This is a genomic window from Paraburkholderia sp. SECH4 (assembly GCF_030511745.1).
In the GTDB taxonomy this organism is placed as follows: Bacteria; Pseudomonadota; Gammaproteobacteria; order Burkholderiales; family Burkholderiaceae; genus Paraburkholderia; species Paraburkholderia madseniana.
The window spans coordinates 25,282-46,334 of the sequence record NZ_JALOCP010000018.1; the positions used below are offsets into that span (position 1 = coordinate 25,282).

Annotated in this window: 20 protein-coding genes; 14 read left to right on the forward strand and 6 right to left on the reverse strand. The window is 62.2% G+C overall.

Annotated features, from left to right (window positions below; genetic code table 11):
• The first annotated feature begins 31 nt into the window (after positions 1 to 31).
• From ugpA to ettA, 4 genes are all read left to right on the forward strand, one after another.
• Positions 32 to 916 (forward strand): sn-glycerol-3-phosphate ABC transporter permease UgpA, encoded by an 885-nt coding sequence (gene ugpA, locus M0D67_RS22990; RefSeq protein WP_054036671.1) that lies wholly within the window; start codon positions 32 to 34, stop codon positions 914 to 916.
• Positions 913 to 1,758: a sn-glycerol-3-phosphate ABC transporter permease UgpE gene (gene ugpE / locus M0D67_RS22995; protein WP_154566640.1), complete on the forward strand. Its 846-nt coding sequence runs from the start codon at positions 913 to 915 to the stop codon at positions 1,756 to 1,758. The genes ugpA and ugpE overlap by 4 nt, the downstream gene beginning before the upstream one ends.
• A gap of 94 nt (positions 1,759 to 1,852) precedes the next feature.
• Complete coding sequence (locus M0D67_RS23000; RefSeq protein ID WP_154566641.1) at positions 1,853 to 2,941, forward strand: sn-glycerol-3-phosphate import ATP-binding protein UgpC; 1,089 nt, start codon at positions 1,853 to 1,855, stop codon at positions 2,939 to 2,941.
• Positions 2,942 to 3,158: 217 nt separating this feature from the next.
• The gene (gene ettA, locus M0D67_RS23005; protein WP_154561052.1) at positions 3,159 to 4,823 is read left to right on the forward strand and encodes an energy-dependent translational throttle protein EttA; all 1,665 of its coding nucleotides are present in this window, start codon (positions 3,159 to 3,161) and stop codon (positions 4,821 to 4,823) included.
• Here the strand turns inward: ettA and M0D67_RS23010 are convergent.
• A complete protein-coding gene (locus tag M0D67_RS23010; RefSeq protein ID WP_154561050.1) occupies positions 4,802 to 4,963 on the reverse strand; it encodes a hypothetical protein in 162 nt (53 codons plus the stop codon). The two genes, ettA and M0D67_RS23010, sit on opposite strands and share 22 nt — an antisense overlap.
• A 193-nt stretch (positions 4,964 to 5,156) precedes the next feature.
• Between M0D67_RS23010 and M0D67_RS23015 the strand changes: the two genes are divergently transcribed.
• Complete coding sequence (locus tag M0D67_RS23015; protein WP_154561048.1) at positions 5,157 to 6,293, forward strand: DUF748 domain-containing protein; 1,137 nt, start codon at positions 5,157 to 5,159, stop codon at positions 6,291 to 6,293.
• A gap of 94 nt (positions 6,294 to 6,387) precedes the next feature.
• Here M0D67_RS23015 and M0D67_RS23020 read toward each other — a convergent pair whose 3' ends face one another.
• Genes M0D67_RS23020 through M0D67_RS23030 form a run of 3 tightly spaced genes read right to left on the reverse strand, consistent with a single transcriptional unit; the run spans position 6,388 to position 9,133 of the window.
• Positions 6,388 to 7,011 (reverse strand): HAD family hydrolase, encoded by a 624-nt coding sequence (locus M0D67_RS23020; protein WP_266239756.1) that lies wholly within the window; start codon positions 7,009 to 7,011, stop codon positions 6,388 to 6,390.
• Positions 7,012 to 7,044: 33 nt separating this feature from the next.
• Complete coding sequence (locus M0D67_RS23025) at positions 7,045 to 8,859, reverse strand: aminopeptidase P family protein (RefSeq protein ID WP_154561044.1); 1,815 nt, start codon at positions 8,857 to 8,859, stop codon at positions 7,045 to 7,047.
• Between the two features lie 19 nt (positions 8,860 to 8,878).
• Positions 8,879 to 9,133 (reverse strand): hypothetical protein, encoded by a 255-nt coding sequence (locus M0D67_RS23030; protein WP_154561042.1) that lies wholly within the window; start codon positions 9,131 to 9,133, stop codon positions 8,879 to 8,881.
• 203 nt (positions 9,134 to 9,336) lie between these two features.
• Here M0D67_RS23030 and M0D67_RS23035 point away from each other — a divergent pair, with 203 nt between their 5' ends.
• The 7 genes from M0D67_RS23035 (at position 9,337) to M0D67_RS23065 (ending at position 15,526) form a co-directional block, all read left to right on the forward strand.
• A complete protein-coding gene (locus M0D67_RS23035; RefSeq protein WP_154561040.1) occupies positions 9,337 to 10,047 on the forward strand; it encodes a response regulator transcription factor in 711 nt (236 codons plus the stop codon).
• Positions 10,048 to 10,109: 62 nt separating this feature from the next.
• The gene (gene hemA / locus M0D67_RS23040) at positions 10,110 to 11,396 is read left to right on the forward strand and encodes a glutamyl-tRNA reductase (protein ID WP_154561038.1); all 1,287 of its coding nucleotides are present in this window, start codon (positions 10,110 to 10,112) and stop codon (positions 11,394 to 11,396) included.
• Between the two features lie 122 nt (positions 11,397 to 11,518).
• Positions 11,519 to 12,601, forward strand: coding sequence for a peptide chain release factor 1 (prfA, locus tag M0D67_RS23045; RefSeq protein ID WP_097390515.1), 1,083 nt, complete (start codon positions 11,519 to 11,521; stop codon positions 12,599 to 12,601).
• Positions 12,602 to 12,607: 6 nt separating this feature from the next.
• Positions 12,608 to 13,450: a peptide chain release factor N(5)-glutamine methyltransferase gene (prmC, locus tag M0D67_RS23050; RefSeq protein ID WP_154561036.1), complete on the forward strand. Its 843-nt coding sequence runs from the start codon at positions 12,608 to 12,610 to the stop codon at positions 13,448 to 13,450.
• Positions 13,451 to 13,564: 114 nt separating this feature from the next.
• Positions 13,565 to 13,876 (forward strand): Grx4 family monothiol glutaredoxin, encoded by a 312-nt coding sequence (grxD, locus tag M0D67_RS23055; RefSeq protein WP_012434475.1) that lies wholly within the window; start codon positions 13,565 to 13,567, stop codon positions 13,874 to 13,876.
• A gap of 49 nt (positions 13,877 to 13,925) precedes the next feature.
• Positions 13,926 to 14,525: a UbiX family flavin prenyltransferase gene (locus tag M0D67_RS23060; protein ID WP_154561034.1), complete on the forward strand. Its 600-nt coding sequence runs from the start codon at positions 13,926 to 13,928 to the stop codon at positions 14,523 to 14,525.
• Positions 14,526 to 14,740: 215 nt separating this feature from the next.
• Positions 14,741 to 15,526 carry a class III extradiol ring-cleavage dioxygenase gene (locus tag M0D67_RS23065; RefSeq protein ID WP_154561032.1) on the forward strand — a complete coding sequence of 262 codons (786 nt, stop codon included), beginning with the start codon at positions 14,741 to 14,743 and terminating at the stop codon, positions 15,524 to 15,526.
• Between the two features lie 158 nt (positions 15,527 to 15,684).
• Here the strand turns inward: M0D67_RS23065 and M0D67_RS23070 are convergent, their stop codons facing one another.
• Complete coding sequence (locus tag M0D67_RS23070; protein ID WP_168435728.1) at positions 15,685 to 17,280, reverse strand: APC family permease; 1,596 nt, start codon at positions 17,278 to 17,280, stop codon at positions 15,685 to 15,687.
• A gap of 480 nt (positions 17,281 to 17,760) precedes the next feature.
• Between M0D67_RS23070 and M0D67_RS23075 the strand changes: the two genes are divergently transcribed.
• Entirely contained in the window at positions 17,761 to 17,964 is a 204-nt protein-coding gene (locus M0D67_RS23075; protein WP_007180251.1) for a cold-shock protein, read from the forward strand.
• A 112-nt stretch (positions 17,965 to 18,076) separates the two neighbouring features.
• On the opposite strand, the gene M0D67_RS23080 is transcribed toward M0D67_RS23075, so the two are convergent.
• Positions 18,077 to 19,327: an Hsp70 family protein gene (locus M0D67_RS23080; protein WP_154561030.1), complete on the reverse strand. Its 1,251-nt coding sequence runs from the start codon at positions 19,325 to 19,327 to the stop codon at positions 18,077 to 18,079.
• A 190-nt stretch (positions 19,328 to 19,517) separates the two neighbouring features.
• Here M0D67_RS23080 and M0D67_RS23085 point away from each other — a divergent pair, with 190 nt between their 5' ends.
• The gene (locus M0D67_RS23085) at positions 19,518 to 20,993 is read left to right on the forward strand and encodes an MFS transporter (protein WP_154561028.1); all 1,476 of its coding nucleotides are present in this window, start codon (positions 19,518 to 19,520) and stop codon (positions 20,991 to 20,993) included.
• Positions 20,994 to 21,053: the final 60 nt, after the last annotated feature.

The following is a 21,053-nucleotide window of genomic DNA, read 5'->3' on the forward strand; positions in this document are numbered from 1 at the left end:
CTGTTGTTGCAGCAGAACCTAGGAAACTTCGATGGAAAAGCGCTCCAGCTTCGGCACCAGCGTGCTGCCCTACCTGCTCGTCGCGCCGCAACTCCTGATCACGCTGCTGTTCTTTCTGTGGCCGGCAGGCGAAGCGCTGTGGCAATCCACGCAGAGTCAGGACGCGTTCGGCACGTCGAGCGAGTTTGTCGGGCTTGCCAATTTCAAGCAGTTGTTCGCCGATCCGCTTTACCTGTCGTCGTTCAATACGACGCTGATTTTCTGTGCGCTCGTCACCGTGTTCGGATTGGTGATTTCGCTTCTGCTGGCGGTCTGCGCGGATCGCGTGACACGCGGCGCCAAGGCTTATCAGACCCTGCTGATCTGGCCGTATGCGGTCGCGCCCGCGATCGCCGCCGTGTTGTGGTCGTTCCTGTTCAATCCGAGCATCGGCCTCGTCACCTATGCGCTCGCCAAGTACGGCATCGTTTGGAATCACGCATTGAATGCGGGCCAGGCGATGTTTCTGGTGGTGCTGGCTTCGGTGTGGAAGCAGGTCAGTTATAACTTTTTGTTCTTCTACGCCGGCTTGCAGGCGATTCCGCGCTCACTGATCGAAGCGGCGGCCATCGACGGCGCCGGTCCGGTGCGGCGCTTCTTCGGCATCGCCCTGCCGCTGCTTTCGCCGACCAGCTTCTTCCTGCTGGTGATCAATATCACCTACGCGTTCTTCGACACCTTCCCGGTGATCGACGCCGCCACCGGCGGCGGCCCGGCCCAGTCCACCCGCACGCTGATCTACAAGATTTTCGCCGAAGGCTTTCAGGGGCTGGACATCGGCAGCTCGGGTGCGCAGTCCGTCATCCTGATGGTGATCGTCGTCGCGTTGACGGTCGTGCAATTCCGCTTCATCGAACGCAGGGTTCAATACTCATGATCGAGAACCGCCGCGGTTTCGACCTCTTCTGCCATGCGGTGCTGATTCTCGGCGTCGTGCTGGTGGTGTTTCCGGTGTACGTCGCGTTTTGCGCGGCGACGATGAGCGAGTACGAGGTGTTCAGCGTGCCGCTGTCACTAGTGCCGAGTACGCATCTGTTCGAGAACATCTCGACGGTCTGGTCGCATGGCAGCGGCAATGCGGCGGCGCCGTTCGGCCGCATGCTGTTCAACAGCCTCGTCATGGCGCTGGTGATTTCGATCGGCAAGATCGCCATCTCGATGATCTCCGCGTATGCGATCGTGTTTTTCCGCTTTCCGTTTCGCAATTTGTCGTTCTGGCTGATCTTCGTCACGCTGATGCTGCCGGTCGAAGTGCGCATCTTTCCGACCGTGCAAGTCGTGTCGTCGATGCATATGAGCAATACGTATAGCGGGTTGACGTTGCCGCTGATCGCATCGGCCACCGCCACGTTCCTGTTCAGGCAATTCTTCATGACGCTGCCCGATGAACTGATGGAAGCGGCGCGTATCGACGGCGCGGGCGCAATGCGATTCTTCTGGGACGTGGTGCTGCCTCTGTCAAAAACGAACATGGCGGCGCTCTTTGTCATCACGTTCATTTACGGCTGGAATCAGTATCTATGGCCGATCCTGATTACAAGCCAGCAATCGCTGACCACGGCCGTGGTCGGCATCAAAAGCATGATCGCCTCCGGCGATACCGCAACCGAATGGCATCTCGTGATGACCGCGACGCTGCTCGCGATGCTGCCGCCGCTCGCCGTCGTGCTGACGATGCAACGCTGGTTCGTGCGCGGACTGGTGGACTCGGAGAAGTAACTCGCGCAGCTTGGGCGAGCTTCGGCGTTGGACAAATAAAGAACGCCGCGCAAAGCGTGGCACGCGCGGCAAGCAACGAAAAGGCTAAAACAGCATGGCTGCACTGACTCTGCAAGGCGTTAAAAAGACCTACGACGGCAAACAGTTCGTGTTGCACGGCATCGATGTGGACGTCTCGGACGGCGAGTTCGTCGTGATGGTCGGTCCGTCGGGTTGCGGCAAATCGACCTTGCTGCGGATGGTGGCCGGGCTCGAAGGCATCTCCGACGGCACCGTCTCGATCTCCGGCAAAGTGGTCAATCGCCTGGAGCCGAAAGATCGCAACATCGCGATGGTGTTCCAGAACTACGCGCTGTATCCGCATATGAGCGTCGCCGAAAACATGGGCTACGCGCTGAAGATTGCGGGCGTCGATCGCGCGCAGATTGCGAAGCGCGTGGACGCTGCGGCGCAGATTCTCGAGCTTGGTCCGCTGCTCGCACGCAAGCCGCGCGAGTTGTCCGGCGGGCAACGACAACGTGTCGCCATGGGCCGCGCGATCGTGCGCGAGCCGGCGGTGTTTCTGTTCGATGAGCCGCTGTCCAATCTCGATGCACGCCTGCGCGTGCAAATGCGCCTCGAAATCCAGCGCCTGCATGCACGGCTTGCCACGACCAGCCTGTACGTCACCCACGATCAGATCGAAGCGATGACGCTGGCGCAACGCGTAATCGTGATGAACAAGGGTCACGCGGAGCAGATCGGCGCGCCGACCGAGGTCTACGAGCGGCCGGCGACGGTGTTCGTCGCGAGCTTCATCGGCTCACCGGGGATGAATCTGCTGGAAGGCCGCGTGTCGGATGACGGCTTGACGTTTGAAGTGGCTGGCAACGGTCCGAAACTGCCGCTTACAGGCGTGGCATCGATCGGCCGGGAAGTTGCGAAGGGCCGCGAATGGACGCTCGGCATTCGCCCCGAGCACATGACGCCGGGTCAAGCGGACGCATCCAACGCCACGTTGACCGTCGATTCCTGCGAACTGCTCGGCGCGGACAACCTCGCGCACGGCCGCTGGGGCAAGCACGACGTGACCGTGCGGCTGCCGCACACGCACCGCCCCCCGGCTGGCGAAGCGCTGCAAGTCTCGCTGCCCGCGCAGCATCTGCATTTCTTCGATCCGGCGAGTGGACGGCGCGCGAACTGACGTCGCGAGGGGTGCCCTCTGCCGCCCCACCCCCGCCCCGAAGTACAATGCCATCTGCACAACCCGCCCGCGCGCGGGGCGTCGCGAAGTTCGACGCCGAGTTCGACGCCGCGCCGGCTGGCGCCGGGCGCACCGCCCGGCTACAACACCCATTACCCATCCACCCACGACCGCCCGCCCCCACGCGGCCGGCGTCGTCAACGTCTATTGCAAGCAAATGGCCCAATACGTCTTCACCATGAACCGGGTCGGCAAAATCGTGCCGCCCAAGCGTCAAATCCTGAAAGACATCTCGCTGTCGTTCTTCCCCGGCGCGAAGATCGGCTTGCTCGGCCTGAACGGCTCGGGCAAATCGACGCTGATCCGCATCATGGCCGGTGTGGACAAGGACATCGAGGGCGAAGCCACTCCGATGCCGAACCTGAACATCGGCTATCTGCCGCAGGAACCGAAGCTCGATCCGACCAAGACGGTGCGTGAAGCGGTCGAGGAAGGTCTCGGCGACGTCTTCGGCGCACAAAAGAAACTGGACGAAATCTACGCAGCCTACGCTGAGCCGGACGCCGACTTCGACGCGCTCGCCGCCGAGCAGGCGAAGTACGAGGCCATTCTCGCCACCACCGACGGCAGCGCCGAACAACAGATCGAAATCGCCGCCGACGCGCTGCGTCTGCCTGCATGGGACGCGAAGATCGAACATCTGTCGGGCGGCGAAAAGCGTCGCGTCGCGCTGTGCAAGCTGCTGCTCGAAAAGCCGGACATGCTGCTGCTCGACGAGCCGACCAACCACCTGGACGCGGAATCGGTCGACTGGCTCGAACAGTTCCTCACACGCTTCCCGGGCACCGTCGTCGCCGTCACCCATGATCGCTACTTCCTCGATAACGCAGCCGAGTGGATTCTCGAACTCGACCGCGGTCACGGCATTCCCTGGAAGGGCAACTACAGCAGTTGGCTCGACCAGAAGGAAGAGCGCCTGAAGCAGGAAGAGTCGTCGGAATCGGCGCGTCAGAAGGCGATCAAGAAGGAACTGGAGTGGGTGCGCCAGAATCCGAAGGGCCGTCAGGCAAAGTCGAAGGCGCGTATCGCCCGCTTCGAGGAACTGAACAGCCAGGACTACCAGAAGCGCAACGAGACCTCGGAAATCTTCATCCCGGTCGGCGACCGCCTGGGTAATGAGGTGATCGAGTTCAAGAACGTCAGAAAATCGTACGGCGACCGTCTGCTGCTCGACGACGTCAGCTTCAAGATTCCGGCGGGCGCGATCGTCGGCATCATCGGGCCGAACGGCGCCGGTAAGTCGACGCTGTTCCGCATGCTGACCGGCCGCGAACAACCGGATTCGGGCGAGATCGTGCAAGGCCCGACGGTCAAGCTCGCGTACGTGGATCAAAGCCGCGACGCACTCGACGGCTCGAAGACCGTGTTCGAAGAAATCTCCGGTGGTGCGGACGTGCTGACTGTCGGCAAGTACGAAACGCCTTCGCGCGCGTACATCGGCCGCTTCAACTTCAAGGGCGGCGATCAGCAAAAGACCGTTGGCAATCTGTCGGGCGGTGAGCGCGGCCGGCTGCATCTGGCGAAAACGCTGATCGCGGGCGGCAACGTGCTGCTGCTGGACGAACCGTCGAACGACCTGGACGTCGAAACGCTGCGCGCGCTTGAAGACGCGTTGCTCGAATTCGCCGGCTCCGTCATGGTGATCTCGCACGATCGCTGGTTCCTCGACCGGATCGCGACGCACATCCTGGCGTTCGAAGGCGATTCGCAAATCACGTTCTTCGACGGCAACTACCAGGAATACGAAGCTGACAAGCGTGCCCGCCTCGGTGAAGAAGCTGCACGTCCGAAGCGTCTGCGTTACAAGCCGATCGCGCGATAAATCGCTAGGCTGGCGGCCCGCTCGTTGGTTGATGAGCGGGCTGTTTTGCGGGTCTTTTTATTGCTGAAGTTTTGTAGACCGCTTTGCTGACCGCCCGGTCGGCGCGTTTTGCCGGCCATTTGCCCGGTCATTTTGCTCATCGTTGTACGCCGCAATTACCGTGCGTTTGCCGGATAGGTGGTAGGGCACACGCCTTGCGTGCCACGGCGGTGATACACGTCGTCCCGGCGGGATGCAGGAACTCCGCCCTATCAAATAACTGTGCGTCCAACGGGCGCACAAACCGGCCGATCACACCCACACCGCGCCCAGCGCGGCGACGAGGAGGCAAGCATGGCGATGTCGAAGGCCAAGCGCTGGGCGATTGCCGCAGGTGGCCTGCTGCTGGTGCTGATCGTCGTCGCGGTCGGTGCGCTGCAGTTCGCGCAGCGCGAAGTCAAAGAACGCATCATTGTGGCGCTCGGACCATTAGGCAGCGCCGAAAGCATCCGGGTCGGCCTCACTTCCGTCCATCTCACCAACGTTCTGCTCAAGGCGCCGCCCGGCTGGCCCGCCGGCGATCCGCTACGTGCCGACGAAATCACCATCACGCCCGACATCCGCGATCTGCTCGCGCGGCGCATGCATATTCGCAGCGTGATGGTGCGCGGCTTCGACATTGCCGTGCTGCGAACCAAGGACGGTGCGATCCGCCTGATGCCGAATCTGCGGCAATCGATCAACGGCCCGATCAACGGCTCGAACGACGAGGAAGCCGGCGGCGCGGCACCCCCCGGCTCCCGCGAAAAACTGGTCGATCACGTTAGCTTCGAGCAAGGCAACTTTCATTTCTACGACATGACGGTCGGCCCACCGGCATTCAAAGTGACGGTCAGCAACGCCAACGCAACTGTCGATCACCTGCATCTGCCCGCGCTCACCGAACCGACCAATGTCAACGTCACCGGCTCGATCAAGGGCCCAACGCATACTGGCACCGTTTCGTTCGGCGGGTGGATCAAGATTGCCAGCAAGGATTCGCAGACCACCAGCACATTACGCGGCGTCGATGTTGTCATGCTGGATCCGTACCTGTTGAAAAAAACCGGCGCGAAGGCGCAAGTGACGGGCGGCACGGTCGACCTGACAGTCGACTCGACGGTGCGCAACTTTCAACTGCATGCACCCGGCACGGTGACGATCCACCATCTGCAACTCGCCGACAGCGACAACCCGCTCGACACCTTCATGTCGATTCCGACCCAAGCCGCCATCGCCGCACTCAAGATGCACAACGGCGACATCACGCTACATTTCGTACTGGATGGGAATTTGCGCGACCCGAAGTTTTCGGTGCAGGAAAGTCTGATGACGCGCCTTGGCGCCGGTTTTGCGAAAGCGATGGGCGTGAGCGTCGAAGGCTTGGCGAAGGGCGCCGGGGAGACAGTGAAAGGATTGGGTAACGCGTTGAAAAATCTGCTCGGTCAGTAGGCAGACTTGGGCCGACGCAGGCGGTGCCATTAAAGCGAAGACGCGCCATGCGTCGCCGCTTTAACCGGCATCCCCGGAACGCGGCATCTCGCGCTTAGACCGGCACGCCCAATTCGCGCAGTCCTGCTTCCGTTTTTGCGGCGCTCGTGTGATGCACACCGTGCCAGCCGAGTGTCGTCGCGGCCTCGGCGTTTTTCAGATTGTCGTCAATGAAGACGAGTTCGCCCGGCTGGATGCCCGGCAGTTGCGCCTCGATCCGCTGACGCATTTCCGCGAAGATCGCCGGATCGGGCTTCACCAGCTTCACCCGGCCCGACACGACGATGTCGCGGAAGCGCCGCAGCACGGGGAAATGCTCCCACGCATACGGAAACGTCTCCGCCGACCAGTTCGTCAGCCCGAAGAGCGGCACATCGACCGCTTCGAGCTTTTCCATGATCGCCACGCCCGCTTCCAGCACACCGGGCACCATCTCGTGCCAGCGTTCGTAGAACGCGCGGATCAGTGACGCGTGATCGGGAAACTTCGCGATCAGCTCGTTTGTCCCCTCGACGATCGGCTGACCACCGTCCTGACGGATCACCCAATCCATCGAACAAACGTGCGTCAGAAACCAGCGGCGCTGCGTTTCGTCAGGGATCAACTGGCGATACAGGTACTCGGGGCTCCAGTCGATCAGCACGCCGCCGAAATCGAACACGACTGCCTTGATGGCCATGCACGCTCCGTCAGTAAGGTCGTGGCGATGAGATCAGATAGCTTGCGTACGCAACTCGAGCCACGCCTTGGCCTCGCCCGACACATGCGGCAACAGGCGCGTGCGCACCATCTCGTGATAGGCGTTGAGCCATGCACGCTCGTCGTCACGCAACAGCGACAGGTCGAGGCAGCGTGTATCGATCGGGCACAGCGTCAGCGTCTCGAACTTGAGGAAATCGCCGAACTCGGTTTTCTCCGCCTTCACGTTCAGCACCAGGTTTTCGATCCGCACGCCCCACTGGCCCGGCCGGTAGATACCCGGCTCGACCGAGGTGATCATGCCTTCTTCCATCGCGGTGCACGGTTCGGCCGGCGCGTAGTGCGAAATCACCTGGGGGCCTTCGTGCACGTTCAGGAAATAGCCCACGCCGTGACCGGTGCCATGACCGTAATCGGCGCCGGCTTCCCAGATCGGCGCGCGGGCGATCGCGTCGAGCATCGGCGAACGGACGCCGCGCGGGAATTTCGCGCGCGACAGCGCCATGGTGCCTTTCAGCACGATCGTGAAATCGCGCCGCTGTGCCTCGCTGATGGTGCCGACCGGCACAACGCGGGTGATGTCGGTCGTACCGCTCAGATACTGCGCGCCAGAATCGATCAGCAACAGGCCGTTGCCCTCGATCACCGAATGCGACTCATTGGTCGCGCGGTAGTGCGGCATCGCACCGTTCGCGTTGAAGCCGGCGATCGTCGCAAAGCTCAGCGACACGAAGCCCGGACGGCGTGCGCGGGCTGCCGTCAGGCGCTCGTCGATCGTCAGTTCGGTGATCGTTTCGCGACCCAGCGCGCCTTCGAACCACGCGAAGAATTCGGCGAGCGCCGCGCCGTCCTGTTCCATCGTCTCGCGCACATGCTCCGCTTCTGCCTGGGTCTTGCGCGACTTGAAGAACGTGGACGGATTGACCGCCTCGACGACGTTCACCGTGGCCGGCACCGACTGCAGCGAGCCATAGGTAATGCGGCGCGGGTCGATCAGCAGCGTGCTGCCGGCCGGCAGCGCGACCAGCGCTTCTGCCGCCTTCGCGTAGGGCTCGACGCTGATGCCGTCGCGTGCGAGCGCATCGGCCAGCGCTTGCGGCACCTTGCCGTCGGCGACGAAGAGCGACGCGCTTTCCGGACCAATCAGCGCGTGCGCCACGAACACCGGGTTATAGCTGACGTCGGCGCCGCGCAGATTCAAAAGCCATGCGAGGTCGTCGAGCGTGGAAATGAAGTGCCACTGCGCGCCCTTTTCCGCCATCGCACGGCGAATCTGCGCGAGCTTTTCCGAACGGGCGACGCTCGCGTGCGGCGCGGCATGCTCGAACACGGCTGCGACGGGCAGCGACGGGCGCTGCGGCCAGATCGCGTCGAACAGATCGACGTCCGTGCGCAGCTTCACGCCGTGCGCGGAAAGCGCCTGGCTCAAAGCGCGCGCCGCCGACACACCCAGCACGGCACCGTCCACGCCGACCGTATCGCCGGTCGCGACGTTCTGCGCAAGCCATTCGAAATGCGGCGCGGTCTGCTGGCCGCCGGTCATCTTCATCAACTGAACGCCGGTGCCGGCCAGTTGTGCGTTGGCTTGTTCCCAATAGCGGCTGTCGGTCCACACGCCAGCGAAATCGGCGGTCACGACGAGCGTGCCGGCCGAGCCGGTGAAGCCCGACAACCACTGCCGGCCTTGCCAGCGCCCAGGTAGGTATTCGGAAAGATGTGGATCTGAGGACGGCACCAGATAGGCGGCTACACCTTCGCGTGCCATCGCATTGCGCAATGTCGCGAGCCGTTCGGGGATGGAGGAAGTTTCGGGGAGTCGGGCATTCATCGGAGTCACCTGCAAGTATTCATCGACGGGAAAGCAAGCCGACCGTCACGGCAACGGCGATCAGCGCGACGGCGGTACATACCGGCCATTCGAGCGTATCGCCATCATGAAAGAGACCAACCACGTTGCCGGCCATGCGCGCAACACCCGCGCCCAGCACGCCGGTCAGGAGCGCCACCCACCATAAGGCGCGGCTCGAGCGGCGCAGCGGATGCAGCCACCAACCCGCCAGGCCAATCACCGCGCCCAGCACCAGGATTCCGGGCCACCCCATTAGCGCCAGGTCTCGCGCAATTTCAGATTCGTCTCATGGGCGCAAGAGGCCAACACAGATAGCATTTTTGTCTCATTAACTATAGAGGTTCAGCACGGCGCTTTCCGCATAGCGGTTGAGTTTAGGGGTCGGGGTGATGTTAGGCAAGCTGTAAGCCTTACGGAGAAACCTAGTCCGGGTAATTGCCAAGCTGAAAGCGTGCCATGCGAATCGCCCTTATCGAGCCGGATCTACGGCACGCCACCCTGGTCGGCCGGCTGATCTTTGCCGGCGGCCATGCGTGCCAGCACTTCACAGCGAGCACGCCGTTTCTTCATCGCGCCGCCGACGAATTCTTCGATCTTCTCATCACTGAAAACTGGGCCGGCGACCATTGCGCCGAAGACCTGATTCCGCGCGCCCGCTCGATCCTGCCGAACTTGCCGGTGATCGTGCTGCTGTCGGAGCCACGCGAGAGCCAGATTGTCGCCGTGCTGCACGCCGGTGCCGACGACTGTCTGACCAAACCGGTCCGCGGCCCGGAAATGCTGGCCCGAGTGGACGCGCTGCTACGGCGCGCGGGCCTGCGGCGACCGTCCAACCGGCGGCGCGACACGATCGGTGGCTATGCGTTCGACGCGGCGCAGTTCGCCGTCAGCTTCCGTAATCAGACGGTCGCCCTGACGCCGAAGGAGTTCCGCTTTGCGCTGCTGCTGTTTTCCAATCTGTCACGGCCGGTGTCGCGCGCGCATATTCTCGAAACGGTCTGGACTCGCCGCCGCGACGTACAGTCGCGCACCGTCGACACCCATGCATCGCGCGTGCGGACCAAGTTGCAGTTGCGACCCGAGCACGGGTACTGCCTGACACCGCTCTACGGCTATGGCTACCAACTCGACGCCATCCCGCCGGACGCCATTGTGGAGGCCGGGTGACGCATCCACAATGTAAGAATTGTGGAAACGCTATAATATTGAGCTAAACCATAGCTCCCCATATGCAGCTTCTAACGATCGGAATCAATCACCACACTGCGCCTGTCGCCTTGCGCGAACGCGTAGCGTTTCCGCTCGAACAGATCAAGCCTGCACTGGACACCTTCAAGAGCGTCTGGCTTGGCCGCACCGCCCGCACGGCGCCGGAAGCTGCGATTCTGTCCACCTGTAACCGCACCGAACTCTACTGCGCGACCGACGACCAGGCCGTGCGTGAAGCCGCGATCCAGTGGTTCTCGAAGTACCACAACCTCCCCGTCGACGAACTCGCGCCGCATGTCTACGCGCTGCCGCAGTCGGAAGCCGTGCGTCACGCGTTCCGCGTTGCCTCGGGACTCGATTCGATGGTGCTGGGCGAGACCCAAATCGTCGGACAAATGAAGGACGCGGTACGCACGGCGTCTGAAGCCGGTGCGCTCGGCACCTATCTGAACCAGTTGTTCCAGCGCACCTTCGCCGTTGCGAAAGAAGTGCGCAGCACGACGGAAATCGGCGCGCAGTCGGTTTCCATGGCGGCAGCCGCCGTGCGGCTCGCACAGCGGATTTTCGACAAGATTTCAAACCAGCGCGTGCTGTTCATCGGCGCGGGCGAAATGATCGAGTTGTGCGCTACGCACTTCGCGGCACAGCAGCCACGCGAACTCGTCGTCGCCAATCGCACGGCTGAGCGCGGCACCCGCCTCGCTGAACGCTTCAACGGCCGGGCCATTCCGCTTTCGGAACTGCCTGCCCGCATGCATGAGTTCGACATCATCGTGTCGTGCACCGCGTCCACCTTGCCAATCATCGGGCTGGGCGCCGTCGAGCGGGCCGTGAAAGCGCGCCGTCACCGGCCGATTTTCATGGTCGATCTGGCCGTGCCGCGCGATATCGAACCCGAAGTCGGCAAGCTCGAAGACGTGTTCCTGTACACCGTCGACGATCTCGGCGCGATCGTGCGCGAAGGCAATGCGTCGCGGCAAGCCGCGGTCGCGCAGGCCGAGGCGATCATCGAAACACGTGTGCAGAACTTCATGCAATGGCTCGACGCACGCAGCATCGTGCCGGTGATCCGCCACATGCATACACAGGCCGACGTGCTGCGTCGCGCCGAAGTCGAGCGCGCGCAGAAAATGCTCGCACGCGGCGAGGACCCCGCAGCGGTGCTCGAAGCGTTGTCGCAATCGCTCACCAACAAACTGATCCACGGCCCCACGCACGCGCTCAATCGCGCGAGCAGCGAGAACCGTGACACGCTCATCGAATTGATGAGCGGTTTCTACAAACACTCCGGTTCTACGGAGCGTTAGCGGCACAGCCACCGCCGCACCGTCCGCGCCACACTGAGTGGCCCGCGACATGCTTCTGACCAGGGCATCTGCCCACTCCCCTAGTCGTCGTCTTTGCCGGAGTCCGCTCCGATACCCGTCCGATGAAAACGAGCATGCAACGCAAGCTCGACCAGCTCACTACCCGGCTGGCCGAACTGAACGACCTGTTGAGCCGCGAGGACATCACCTCGAATCTCGACCAATACCGCAAGCTCACGCGTGAACACGCCGAGCTCGGGCCGGTTGTGGAGCATTACGCGCTGTGGCGCCTGGCGATGAACGACGCGGCGACCGCGCAGGAACTGCTGGCGGACGCGTCGATGCGCGACTTCGCGGAAGAAGAAATTCGCGCGGCGCGCGAGCGGATGGAAAAACTCGGCGCCGAATTGCAGAAAATGCTGCTGCCGAAAGACCCGAACGACGACCGCAACATCTTCCTCGAAATCCGCGCCGGTACCGGCGGCGACGAATCCGCGCTGTTCGCGGGCGATTTGCTGCGCATGTACCTGCGCTTTGCCGAGCGCAATCGCTGGCAAGTGGAGATGATGTCGGCGAGCGAATCGGACCTCGGCGGCTACAAGGAAGTGATCGTGCGGATCGCCGGCGAAGCAGCCTATTCCAAGCTCAAGTTCGAGTCGGGCGGCCATCGCGTGCAACGCGTGCCGGCCACCGAAACGCAGGGCCGCATTCACACTTCGGCGTGCACGGTCGCGGTGATGCCGGAAGCGGACGAAATCGGCGAAGTCGAGATCAATCCGGCTGATCTGCGCATCGACACGTTCCGCGCGTCCGGCGCGGGCGGGCAGCACATCAACAAGACGGACTCGGCCGTGCGCGTCACGCATTTGCCGACGGGCATCGTCGTCGAATGTCAGGACGACCGGTCGCAGCACAAGAACAAGGACCGTGCGCTGAAGGTTTTGGCCGCGCGCATCAAGGACAAGCAGTCGCACGAGCAGCAGGCGAAGGAAGCCGCAACGCGTAAGAGCCTGATTGGCTCGGGTGATCGCTCAGAGCGGATCCGCACCTACAACTTTCCGCAAGGGCGTCTGACGGATCACCGGATCAATCTGACGCTGTATCGCCTCGACGCAATCATGGACGGCGATCTCGACGAATTGATCGCGGCCTTGGTCAGCGAGCATCAGGCCGAGTTGCTGGCATCGCTGGGCGACGCGGACTAAGCGCAAATGGACCTGGTCACACCTGCCGCGCTGTTGCGCGCCTCGCCACTGCCGTCACTCGAAGCGCGGATTCTGCTCACGCACGTGCTCGGCTGGCGGCATACGCAATTGATTACGCGCAGCGATGAGGCTCTCGACGGCCCGGTAATCGAACGATACCGGGCTCTGGAGGCACGGCGTGTCGCCGGTGAGCCGGTGGCGCAACTGGTCGGCGCGCGCGAATTTTTCGGGCTTGATTTCGAAGTGACGCCGGACGTGCTGATTCCACGTCCCGAAACCGAATTGCTGGTCGAAACAGCGTTGGCGGCGATGGAAAACGTCTCGCGGCCGCGCGTGCTCGATCTGGGTACCGGCACCGGCGCCATTGCCGTGGCCATTGCGTCGATGCGGCCCGACGCGCAGGTCTGGGCGCTGGACCGTTCCGCCGAAGCACTGGTGGTGGCCAGACGTAATGCCGCGCGCCTGCTTGATGCCAAACGCTCCGGTAGCGCCGTGGACTTGCAGCAAAGCGACTGGTACAGCTCGCTCGACGCAGCATTGCGCTTTAACGTGATCGTCAGCAATCCGCCGTATATCGCGAGCGGCGATCCGCATTTGTCGGAAGGCGATCTGCGCTTCGAACCGCGCGGCGCGCTCACCGACGAAGCCGACGGCCTCAGCGCGATCCGCAAGATCGTCGCGGGCGCGCCCACACGTTTGGCCGCCAACGGCGTATTGTGGATCGAACACGGGTACGATCAGGCGGAAGCCGTGCGCGGTCTACTGACGGTGCAGGGTTTTACGCAAGTCCGCTCGGAGCAGGATCTCGCCGGCATCGAGCGAATCAGCGGCGGACGATGGCCCGGCTGACCTCGATAAATGGCCCTAATCGCCGAGGTGGCGAAGCGGCCCTCGGCCGGTCTTACCGAAATCCGCTATCATTTCAGCCTATTCCCTACACATAACGGAACCGCAAGGTCAGTCATGGATACGCAACAACGCATCAAGCAAATCGTCGACGAAAACAACGTCGTGCTCTTCATGAAGGGCACCGCCCAGTTCCCGATGTGCGGCTTTTCCGGCCGCGCCATCCAGATCCTGAAGGCGTGCGGCGTCGGCGAAATCAAGACCGTCAACGTGCTCGAAGACGACGAAGTCCGCCAGGGTATCAAGCAGTTCTCGAACTGGCCGACCATTCCGCAGCTCTACGTGAAGGGCGAATTCGTCGGCGGCTCGGACATCATGATGGAAATGTACGAATCGGGCGAACTGCAGCAACTGTTCGCCGCGGCCTAAGCAGCCGCTGTCCGAACCTTTGTTGTCCTCCGATAAGGCGCCGCGAGCCATGGAAACACGTGCTGCGGCGCCACGCCGGCTGATCGTTGCGATTACCGGCGCGACCGGCGCCATCTACGGCATCCGGTTGCTTGAGACGTTGCGCAGGCTGGGCGGCGTCGAGAGCCATCTGCTGATTTCGAGCGCTGGGTGGCTCAATATCCAGCACGAACTCCAGTTGAGCAAAGAAGACGTGCATCCGCTCGCGGATGTCGTCCATTCGGTGCGCGACGTCGGCGCAAGTATCGCGTCCGGCTCGTTTGCGACCGATGGCATGGTGATCGCGCCGTGCTCGATGAAGACGCTGGCAAGCGTCGCACACGGTTTTTCCGACAACCTGATCACCCGAGCCGCCGATGTCACGCTCAAAGAGCGCCGCAGGCTCGTGCTTCTCGTGCGCGAAACGCCGTTAAACCTCGCGCATCTGCGCAATATGACGGCTGTCACCGAAATGGGTGGCGTGATCTTTCCGCCCTTGCCTGCTTTCTATAACCAACCCACGACGATCGACGAAATGGTCGATCACACGGTGGCGCGCGTGCTGGATCTATTCGCGTTGGGGCCGGCCATGTCGCCGGCGTGGCAAGGTTTGCGCGGCACGCAGGAATAATTCGCAGGGCGACATACTGCCGCCGCGCGTGGCGCGAAGGCAGGCGCCATGCATTGCCACGGCCTAACGAGCGGCGCGCCACAATCGCTCCATGGCCATTAACAACACCGACGACACAATCAATTCCGTTTTTACCCGTTTATCAAACGCCGGTACAGACCTATATTGATAGCAACCCTACTTCCGCGCCGCATTCCCGCGGCGGCGTTGCTGCCATGAATCGCTTACCGTCGCTCTACCTCTCCCACGGCGCACCTACGCTGCCGATCGACCCTTCCCTGCCGTCCGCCGAATTCGGCGCACTGTCGGCGCAATTGCCGCGCCCTGAGAGCGTGCTGATGCTGTCGGCCCATTGGGGCACGGCGCAACCGGTGGTGAGCACGTCCACGGCGCCTGAGACCATCCACGATTTCTACGGCTTCCCGCGTCAGTTGTATGAGATTCAGTACCCGGCTCCCGGCGCGCCCGATATGGCGCGCCGGGCCGCGGTGCTGCTCGGCGAACACGGCATCCTTGCCGACGCCCAGCCGCACGGGCTCGACCATGGCGCCTGGGTGCCGATGCTGTTGATGTTCCCGGAAGCCGACATACCGGTCGCGCAACTGTCGATCCAGCCGCACATGGACGCCGCCCATCACTTCCGGGTGGGTCGCGCGCTGCGCTCGCTGAAAGATGACGGCGTGATGGTGATCGGCTCGGGCCAGATCACGCACAACCTGCGCGCTGCGGATTTTTCCGCGCGCCCGGGAGATGCCGATCCGCGCGTGGCCGAATTCACCGACTGGTTCGAGGCCAGGCTCGCCGCGCACGACATCGACGCGTTGCTCGACTACCGCCGCCAGGCGCCGCACGCGGTGCTGATGCATCCGACCGACGAGCATCTGCTGCCCGTGTTCGCGGCACTGGGTGCGGCGGACGACGATTATTCGCTGGCGATTCAGTCGCTCGGAACCTATCAGCGCTCGCTCGCCATGACGAATTACGTGTTCGGCACCGCCTGATTCAACGCCTAAGTAACGCCGAAGCAAGGTCTAACCAAGGCCAAAGCGCCGCCAACAAAAAAGCCCGCCTGAGCAACTCAGGCGGGCTTTTTTCATACCGGGCCGAATCATGACGATCCGGCGGTCCGGCGATCCGGCGAAGGGCTCAGCGCAGCACCTTAGTGTGCGCCTATGCCTTCAAGCACTTCGTCGTGCGTCTGACGTTCTTCGAGGTATTCCGAACGGTAGCCGCTATTCACGCCCCAGTAGTAGAACACCAGCGAGAACACGGCCACCACCAGCATGTCCCAGCCGTACGGCAGGAGGCCGTGGCCGCCAAACTCCTTGCTGCCGATCAGCGACAGAATCGCCATGATCGGCAGGTAGGCCACGAGCCACCATGCAGCCTTCAGGTCACGCCCCCAACCGCCAAAACCCGACTTCGCCTGGAAATAGAAGTAGACCGGCAGCGCGACGACCATCAACAGAATGATTTCGCCGGTCAGCGGCCACTTCGCCCAATACAGGATCAGCGACGCGCACACGAAAGCGAACGGCGCAATGAATTTCATGCCCGGAATGTGCAGCGGGCGCTCCAGATCCGTCGCCGCGCGGCGCAGCGCCATCAGGCTGATCGGGCCAGTCAGGTACGAGATCACGGTCGCGACCGAGATCACCGCCGCCAACGAGCTCCAGCCACGGAAGAAGAACAGGAAAATGAACGACACCAGCAGGTTGAACCACATCGCCTGACGCGGCACGCCGTAGAACGGGTGCACGTTGCCGAACATCTTCGGCATCGTGTTGTTGCGCTCCATCGCGTAGATCATGCGGGTGGTGGTCGCCATGTAAGTCGTGCCGGTACCGCTCGGGCTGACGAACGCGTCGACGTACAGCAGGATAGCCAGCCAGTTCAGGTTCAGCGCGATGGCCAGTTCGGCAAACGGCGAAGCGAAGTTGAAGTGGCTCCAGCCCTTCATCACATCGCCCGGGTTCACCGCGCCGATGTACGCGATCTGCAGCAGCACGTAGATCACCAGCGCCAGCAGGATCGAGCCGATCACCGCGAACGGCACGCTTCTGGCCGGATTGCGCGCTTCACCGGCGAGGTTGATCGGGCTCTGGAAGCCGTTGAAGGCGAACACGATGCCGCTCGTCGACACGGCTGTCAGCACAGCCGACCAGCCGTACGGCGCAAAGGTACTCACTTCGCCGAAGTTTTCTTTGTGGAAACCCGACAGCATCAGACCAGCGATCGTCGCACCCGGAATCAGGAACTTGAAGACCGTGATCGCCGAATTGGCGCGCGCGAACAGCTTCACGCCCCAGTAATTCAGCAAGAAGTAAATGATCACGAGGGCCGCGGACAGCAATAGCCCATTGGTCGTTAATGACCCATCCACGAATAGCGCATGCGCCCATGGATACGGCCAGGTGCTCATATATTGAATGGATGCTTCTGCCTCGATTGGAATCACCGAGACAATGGCGATCCAGTTGGCCCATGCACTGATGAACCCAACCAGCGCGCCGTGCGAATAACGCGCGTAACGCACCATGCCGCCGGACTCCGGGAACATCGCGCCGAGTTCTGCGTAGGTCAAGGCAATCGCGAGAATCACCACCGCGCCGATGACCCATGCACAGATGGCAGCCGGCCCGGCAATTTTTGCAGCCTTCCACGCGCCGAACAACCAGCCCGATCCGATGATGGAACCCAAGCCGGTCAGCAACAGCGCGACCGGTCCGATGTTCCGTTGTATAGAACTTTTCACATCTTCTCCTATGTCGGCCGGAACCGGTGGTTAAGCACTTACTCCGGTCCCATGCAGATTGCATCTGAACCATGCCGACACCGCGTGACATCGCTTGTGGCGTTGGGGACGGGGTGACGCGCATGCGTGCGCGACGGCCCAAAATAAGGTGCAACCGACGCGCGGCGCGTAGTTTAACGGTTGCACCCGCACGTTGCAGCGAAACTAAGGGTTCTCCCTAGCAAAATTCTCGGACGAATAGCAAGCTTTGTAAGCAACTTCTACGCCAATCCATCAAAATCTTGTAAAGTTGGGACAAGAGTGTTGACCTTCGCCCGAAATCGCCGTATAATGTTCGGGCAGGATTTCAAGCGGCGAGTGAATTGGTCTTTCGTAGTTCGCCCATCAACGGTACTCCGGTTGGTCCCATTACCCCTTCCTTGATTTTCATGCGCACCCATTGGGCTTCGGCCTTATTTACCATCTTTAGGAACAAGTAATATGGAAACCGGTACCGTCAAGTGGTTCAATGACGCAAAGGGCTTTGGCTTCATCACGCCGGACGGCGGCGGCGAAGATCTGTTCGCGCATTTCTCGGAAATCCGCACGGAAGGCTTCAAGACGCTGCAAGAAAACCAAAAGGTTACGTTTGAAGTGAAGACGGGCCCGAAGGGCAAGCAAGCTGCTAACATCAAGCCGGTGTAAGCAAGCACGCTTCCTTCTGGACGCAAAAAACCCCGCCTCGGCGGGGTTTTTTTTATATTCGTCGTAACAGTATGCGGCGATTATCTCCGCAGTATGCGTTTGATCAATTTGGTTATCCGAACAGACGCCGCGCGTGAATACCGAGACCTGTCGCGACGCTGGCGAGACGGTCACCGAATACCGCTTTGGCATCCGGAAATGCCGCGGCCAATGCGCCCGATAGAAACGCTAATCCGGTCGAGCCACCCGTGAAGTAAATCGCGTTGACGTCGCGCGGGGCCACTCCGGCCGCCTGCACCGTATCGCGCGCCGCCTGCACGATGCGCTGCGTCTCGTCCTGACCGGCCTTGATGAGCTGTGCTTCGTCGAATGCCAGGCGGAGGTCGTCTTCCACCTCGTCGAGGTCGATCACGGTCTCGCCACCCGCCGCCACGCCGATCTTCGCTTCTTCCGCGTGAGCAGCCAATGCATGGCCCAAGCGGCGTTCCACAACGCGCATCAGGCGGTCGTGATGTTTGGTCTGGAGGAACAGATGCCGCATGAGCGCGAGTTCGCTGACGCGCTTCGGGGCGTAGACCGTGTTGATCAGGTGCCAGGTGGCCAGATCGAAATAAATGCGGCTCGGAATCTCACGGCCTTCGGGGTCGAGCGTCTGATAGCCGAGTTCGCGCAGGATCGTCACCAGTTCGACACGGCGGTCGAAATCCGTGCCCGCAACATGCACACCGTGGTGGGCCAGCACGTCGTCTTTGCGTTCGACGCGCTTCACCCGCTCCGGCCCCACCCGCACCAGCGAAAAGTCCGACGTACCGCCGCCGATGTCGGCCACCAGCACGAGCCCCTCTTCCGTCAGATGCGATTCGTAGTCGAACGCAGCCGCGATCGGCTCATACTGAAAGTGAATCTCCCGCAAACCGACTGACCGCGCCGCCGCTTCGAGCTGCTTCTGCGCCATCTGGTCCGCGCGCGGATCGTCGTCGACGAAGAACACGGGACGGCCCAGCACGGCGCGGCTGATCGGGCCGCCAGTGCTTTTCTCGGCCGAGCGCTTCAGATGGTCGACGAAAATCGCGATGATGTCCGTGTACTTGATCGCCGAACCATCGCCGAGATCGGTCGAATTCTCGGCGAGCGGCGAGCCGAGAATACTTTTCATCGAGCGCATCAGACGGCCGTCGAAACCGTCGATGTACGCCGCCAACGCCGCGCGCCCGAATTCGCGGGTGTTCTCGTCGGTGTTGAAAAAGACGGAGGTCGGCAGCGTCGTATAGGCGCCCTCGACCGGCGCAAGCCTAAGCGCAGCGCCATCAGGGACGGCCACGGCCGAATTGGAAGTACCGAAGTCAATCGCGCAATAGTTCATGGCAGGAATCGCCGCTCACGGCTGGCGCGGACAGAAAGGGGAGCGGCTTTGTATCACGAAAGCCCAATCAGCATCAACTGACGCTTTCCGGGATGCCCGCAATACTGACCAAGGTCCGCTCGACGGAACAAAAATTGCTGAATTCGACAGGATACGCCGCCAATTTTCGATAATCAGGAGACTTGCAGCAATGAGCGCGCCGCCTACCGCCGCTGTCCACGAGAAAAACGCCGTCGTTATTGAAACCGACCTGCCCTCGCGGCTCGACCGCTTGCCGTGGGGACGCTTTCACTCGCAGATCGTCGTCGCGCTGGGCGTGACGTGGTTGCTCGACGGTCTCGAAGTGACGCTCGCAGGCGCTGTCGCAAGTGCGTTGAAGTCTAGCCCATCGTTGCGCTTTACCAACGCCGACGTGGGCCTCGCCGGCAGCTCCTACATTGCCGGCGCCGTGCTCGGCGCGCTCGGCTTCGGCTGGCTGACCGACCGGCTCGGCCGTCGCAAGCTGTTTTTCATCACGCTCGCGCTGTATCTGGCCGCTACCGCGGCGACCGCTTTTTCGTGGAATCTCGCCAGTTTTCTGCTGTTTCGCTTTCTCACCGGCGCAGGCATCGGTGGCGAATATACGGCGATCAATTCGACGATCCAGGAATTCACGCCAGCGCGGGTGCGCGGCTGGACCGATCTCGGCATCAACGGCACCTTCTGGGTCGGCGCGGGGCTCGGCGCGGCGGGTTCGCTGGTCCTGCTCGACCCGAATCTGCTGCCGGGCGACTGGGGCTGGCGCGCCTGCTTCTTCATCGGCGCGGTACTGGCGCTGGGGATTCTGCCGATGCGCATCTGGGTGCCCGAAAGTCCGCGCTGGCTGCTGACGCATGGCGGCGAACGTCACGCGCATTCGATCGTCGACGGCATCGAAACGCGCTTTCGAGGCGAAGGCCATGCACTCGCCGACGACGACCTCACGCGGCTAAGACTGCGGGCACGCGGACATACGCCGCTGCGCGAGGTGTTTCACACGCTGTTCAACGTGCACCGACGGCGCGCGCTGGTCGGCCTGTCGTTGATGACCGCGCAGGCATTCTTCTACAACGCGATCTTTTTCACCTATGCGCTGGTGCTGACCGAGTTCTATCAGGTGCCGGGCGACCATATCGGCTGGTATCTGTTGCCGTTCGCGCTCGGCAACTTTCTTGGACCGCTGGTACTCGGTCGGCTCTTCGACGTCATCGGGCGACGCAAGATGATCGCCACGACTTACGCGCTGTCCGGCATCCTGCTGACGCTGAGCGGCTATCTGTTCGAGCAGCACATGCTTACCGTCGTGACGCAGACGATCGCGTGGATGGTCGTTTTCTTCTTCGCCTCGGCAGCCGCGAGTTCGGCGTACCTGACTGTCAGCGAATCATTTCCGCTGGAAATCCGCGCGTTGGCGATCGCGGTGTTCTACGCGTTCGGCACTGCTCTGGGCGGCATCATCGGCCCGGCGTTTTTCGGCCGTCTGATCGATACGCATCAGCGTAGCGAAGTGTTTTTCGGCTATCTGGTCGGCTCGGGGCTGATGCTCGCCGCCGCGGTGATCGTCGCGATCTGGGGTGTGGATGCGGAGCGCAAGTCGCTTGAGAATGTCGCCACGCCGCTTTCGAGCGTCGCGGACGGCGAGGAATGAAGCACGCGCCTCGAACGACTCGGACGGCGGGAAACGAACGACTTGTCTAAGAGCGCCGCT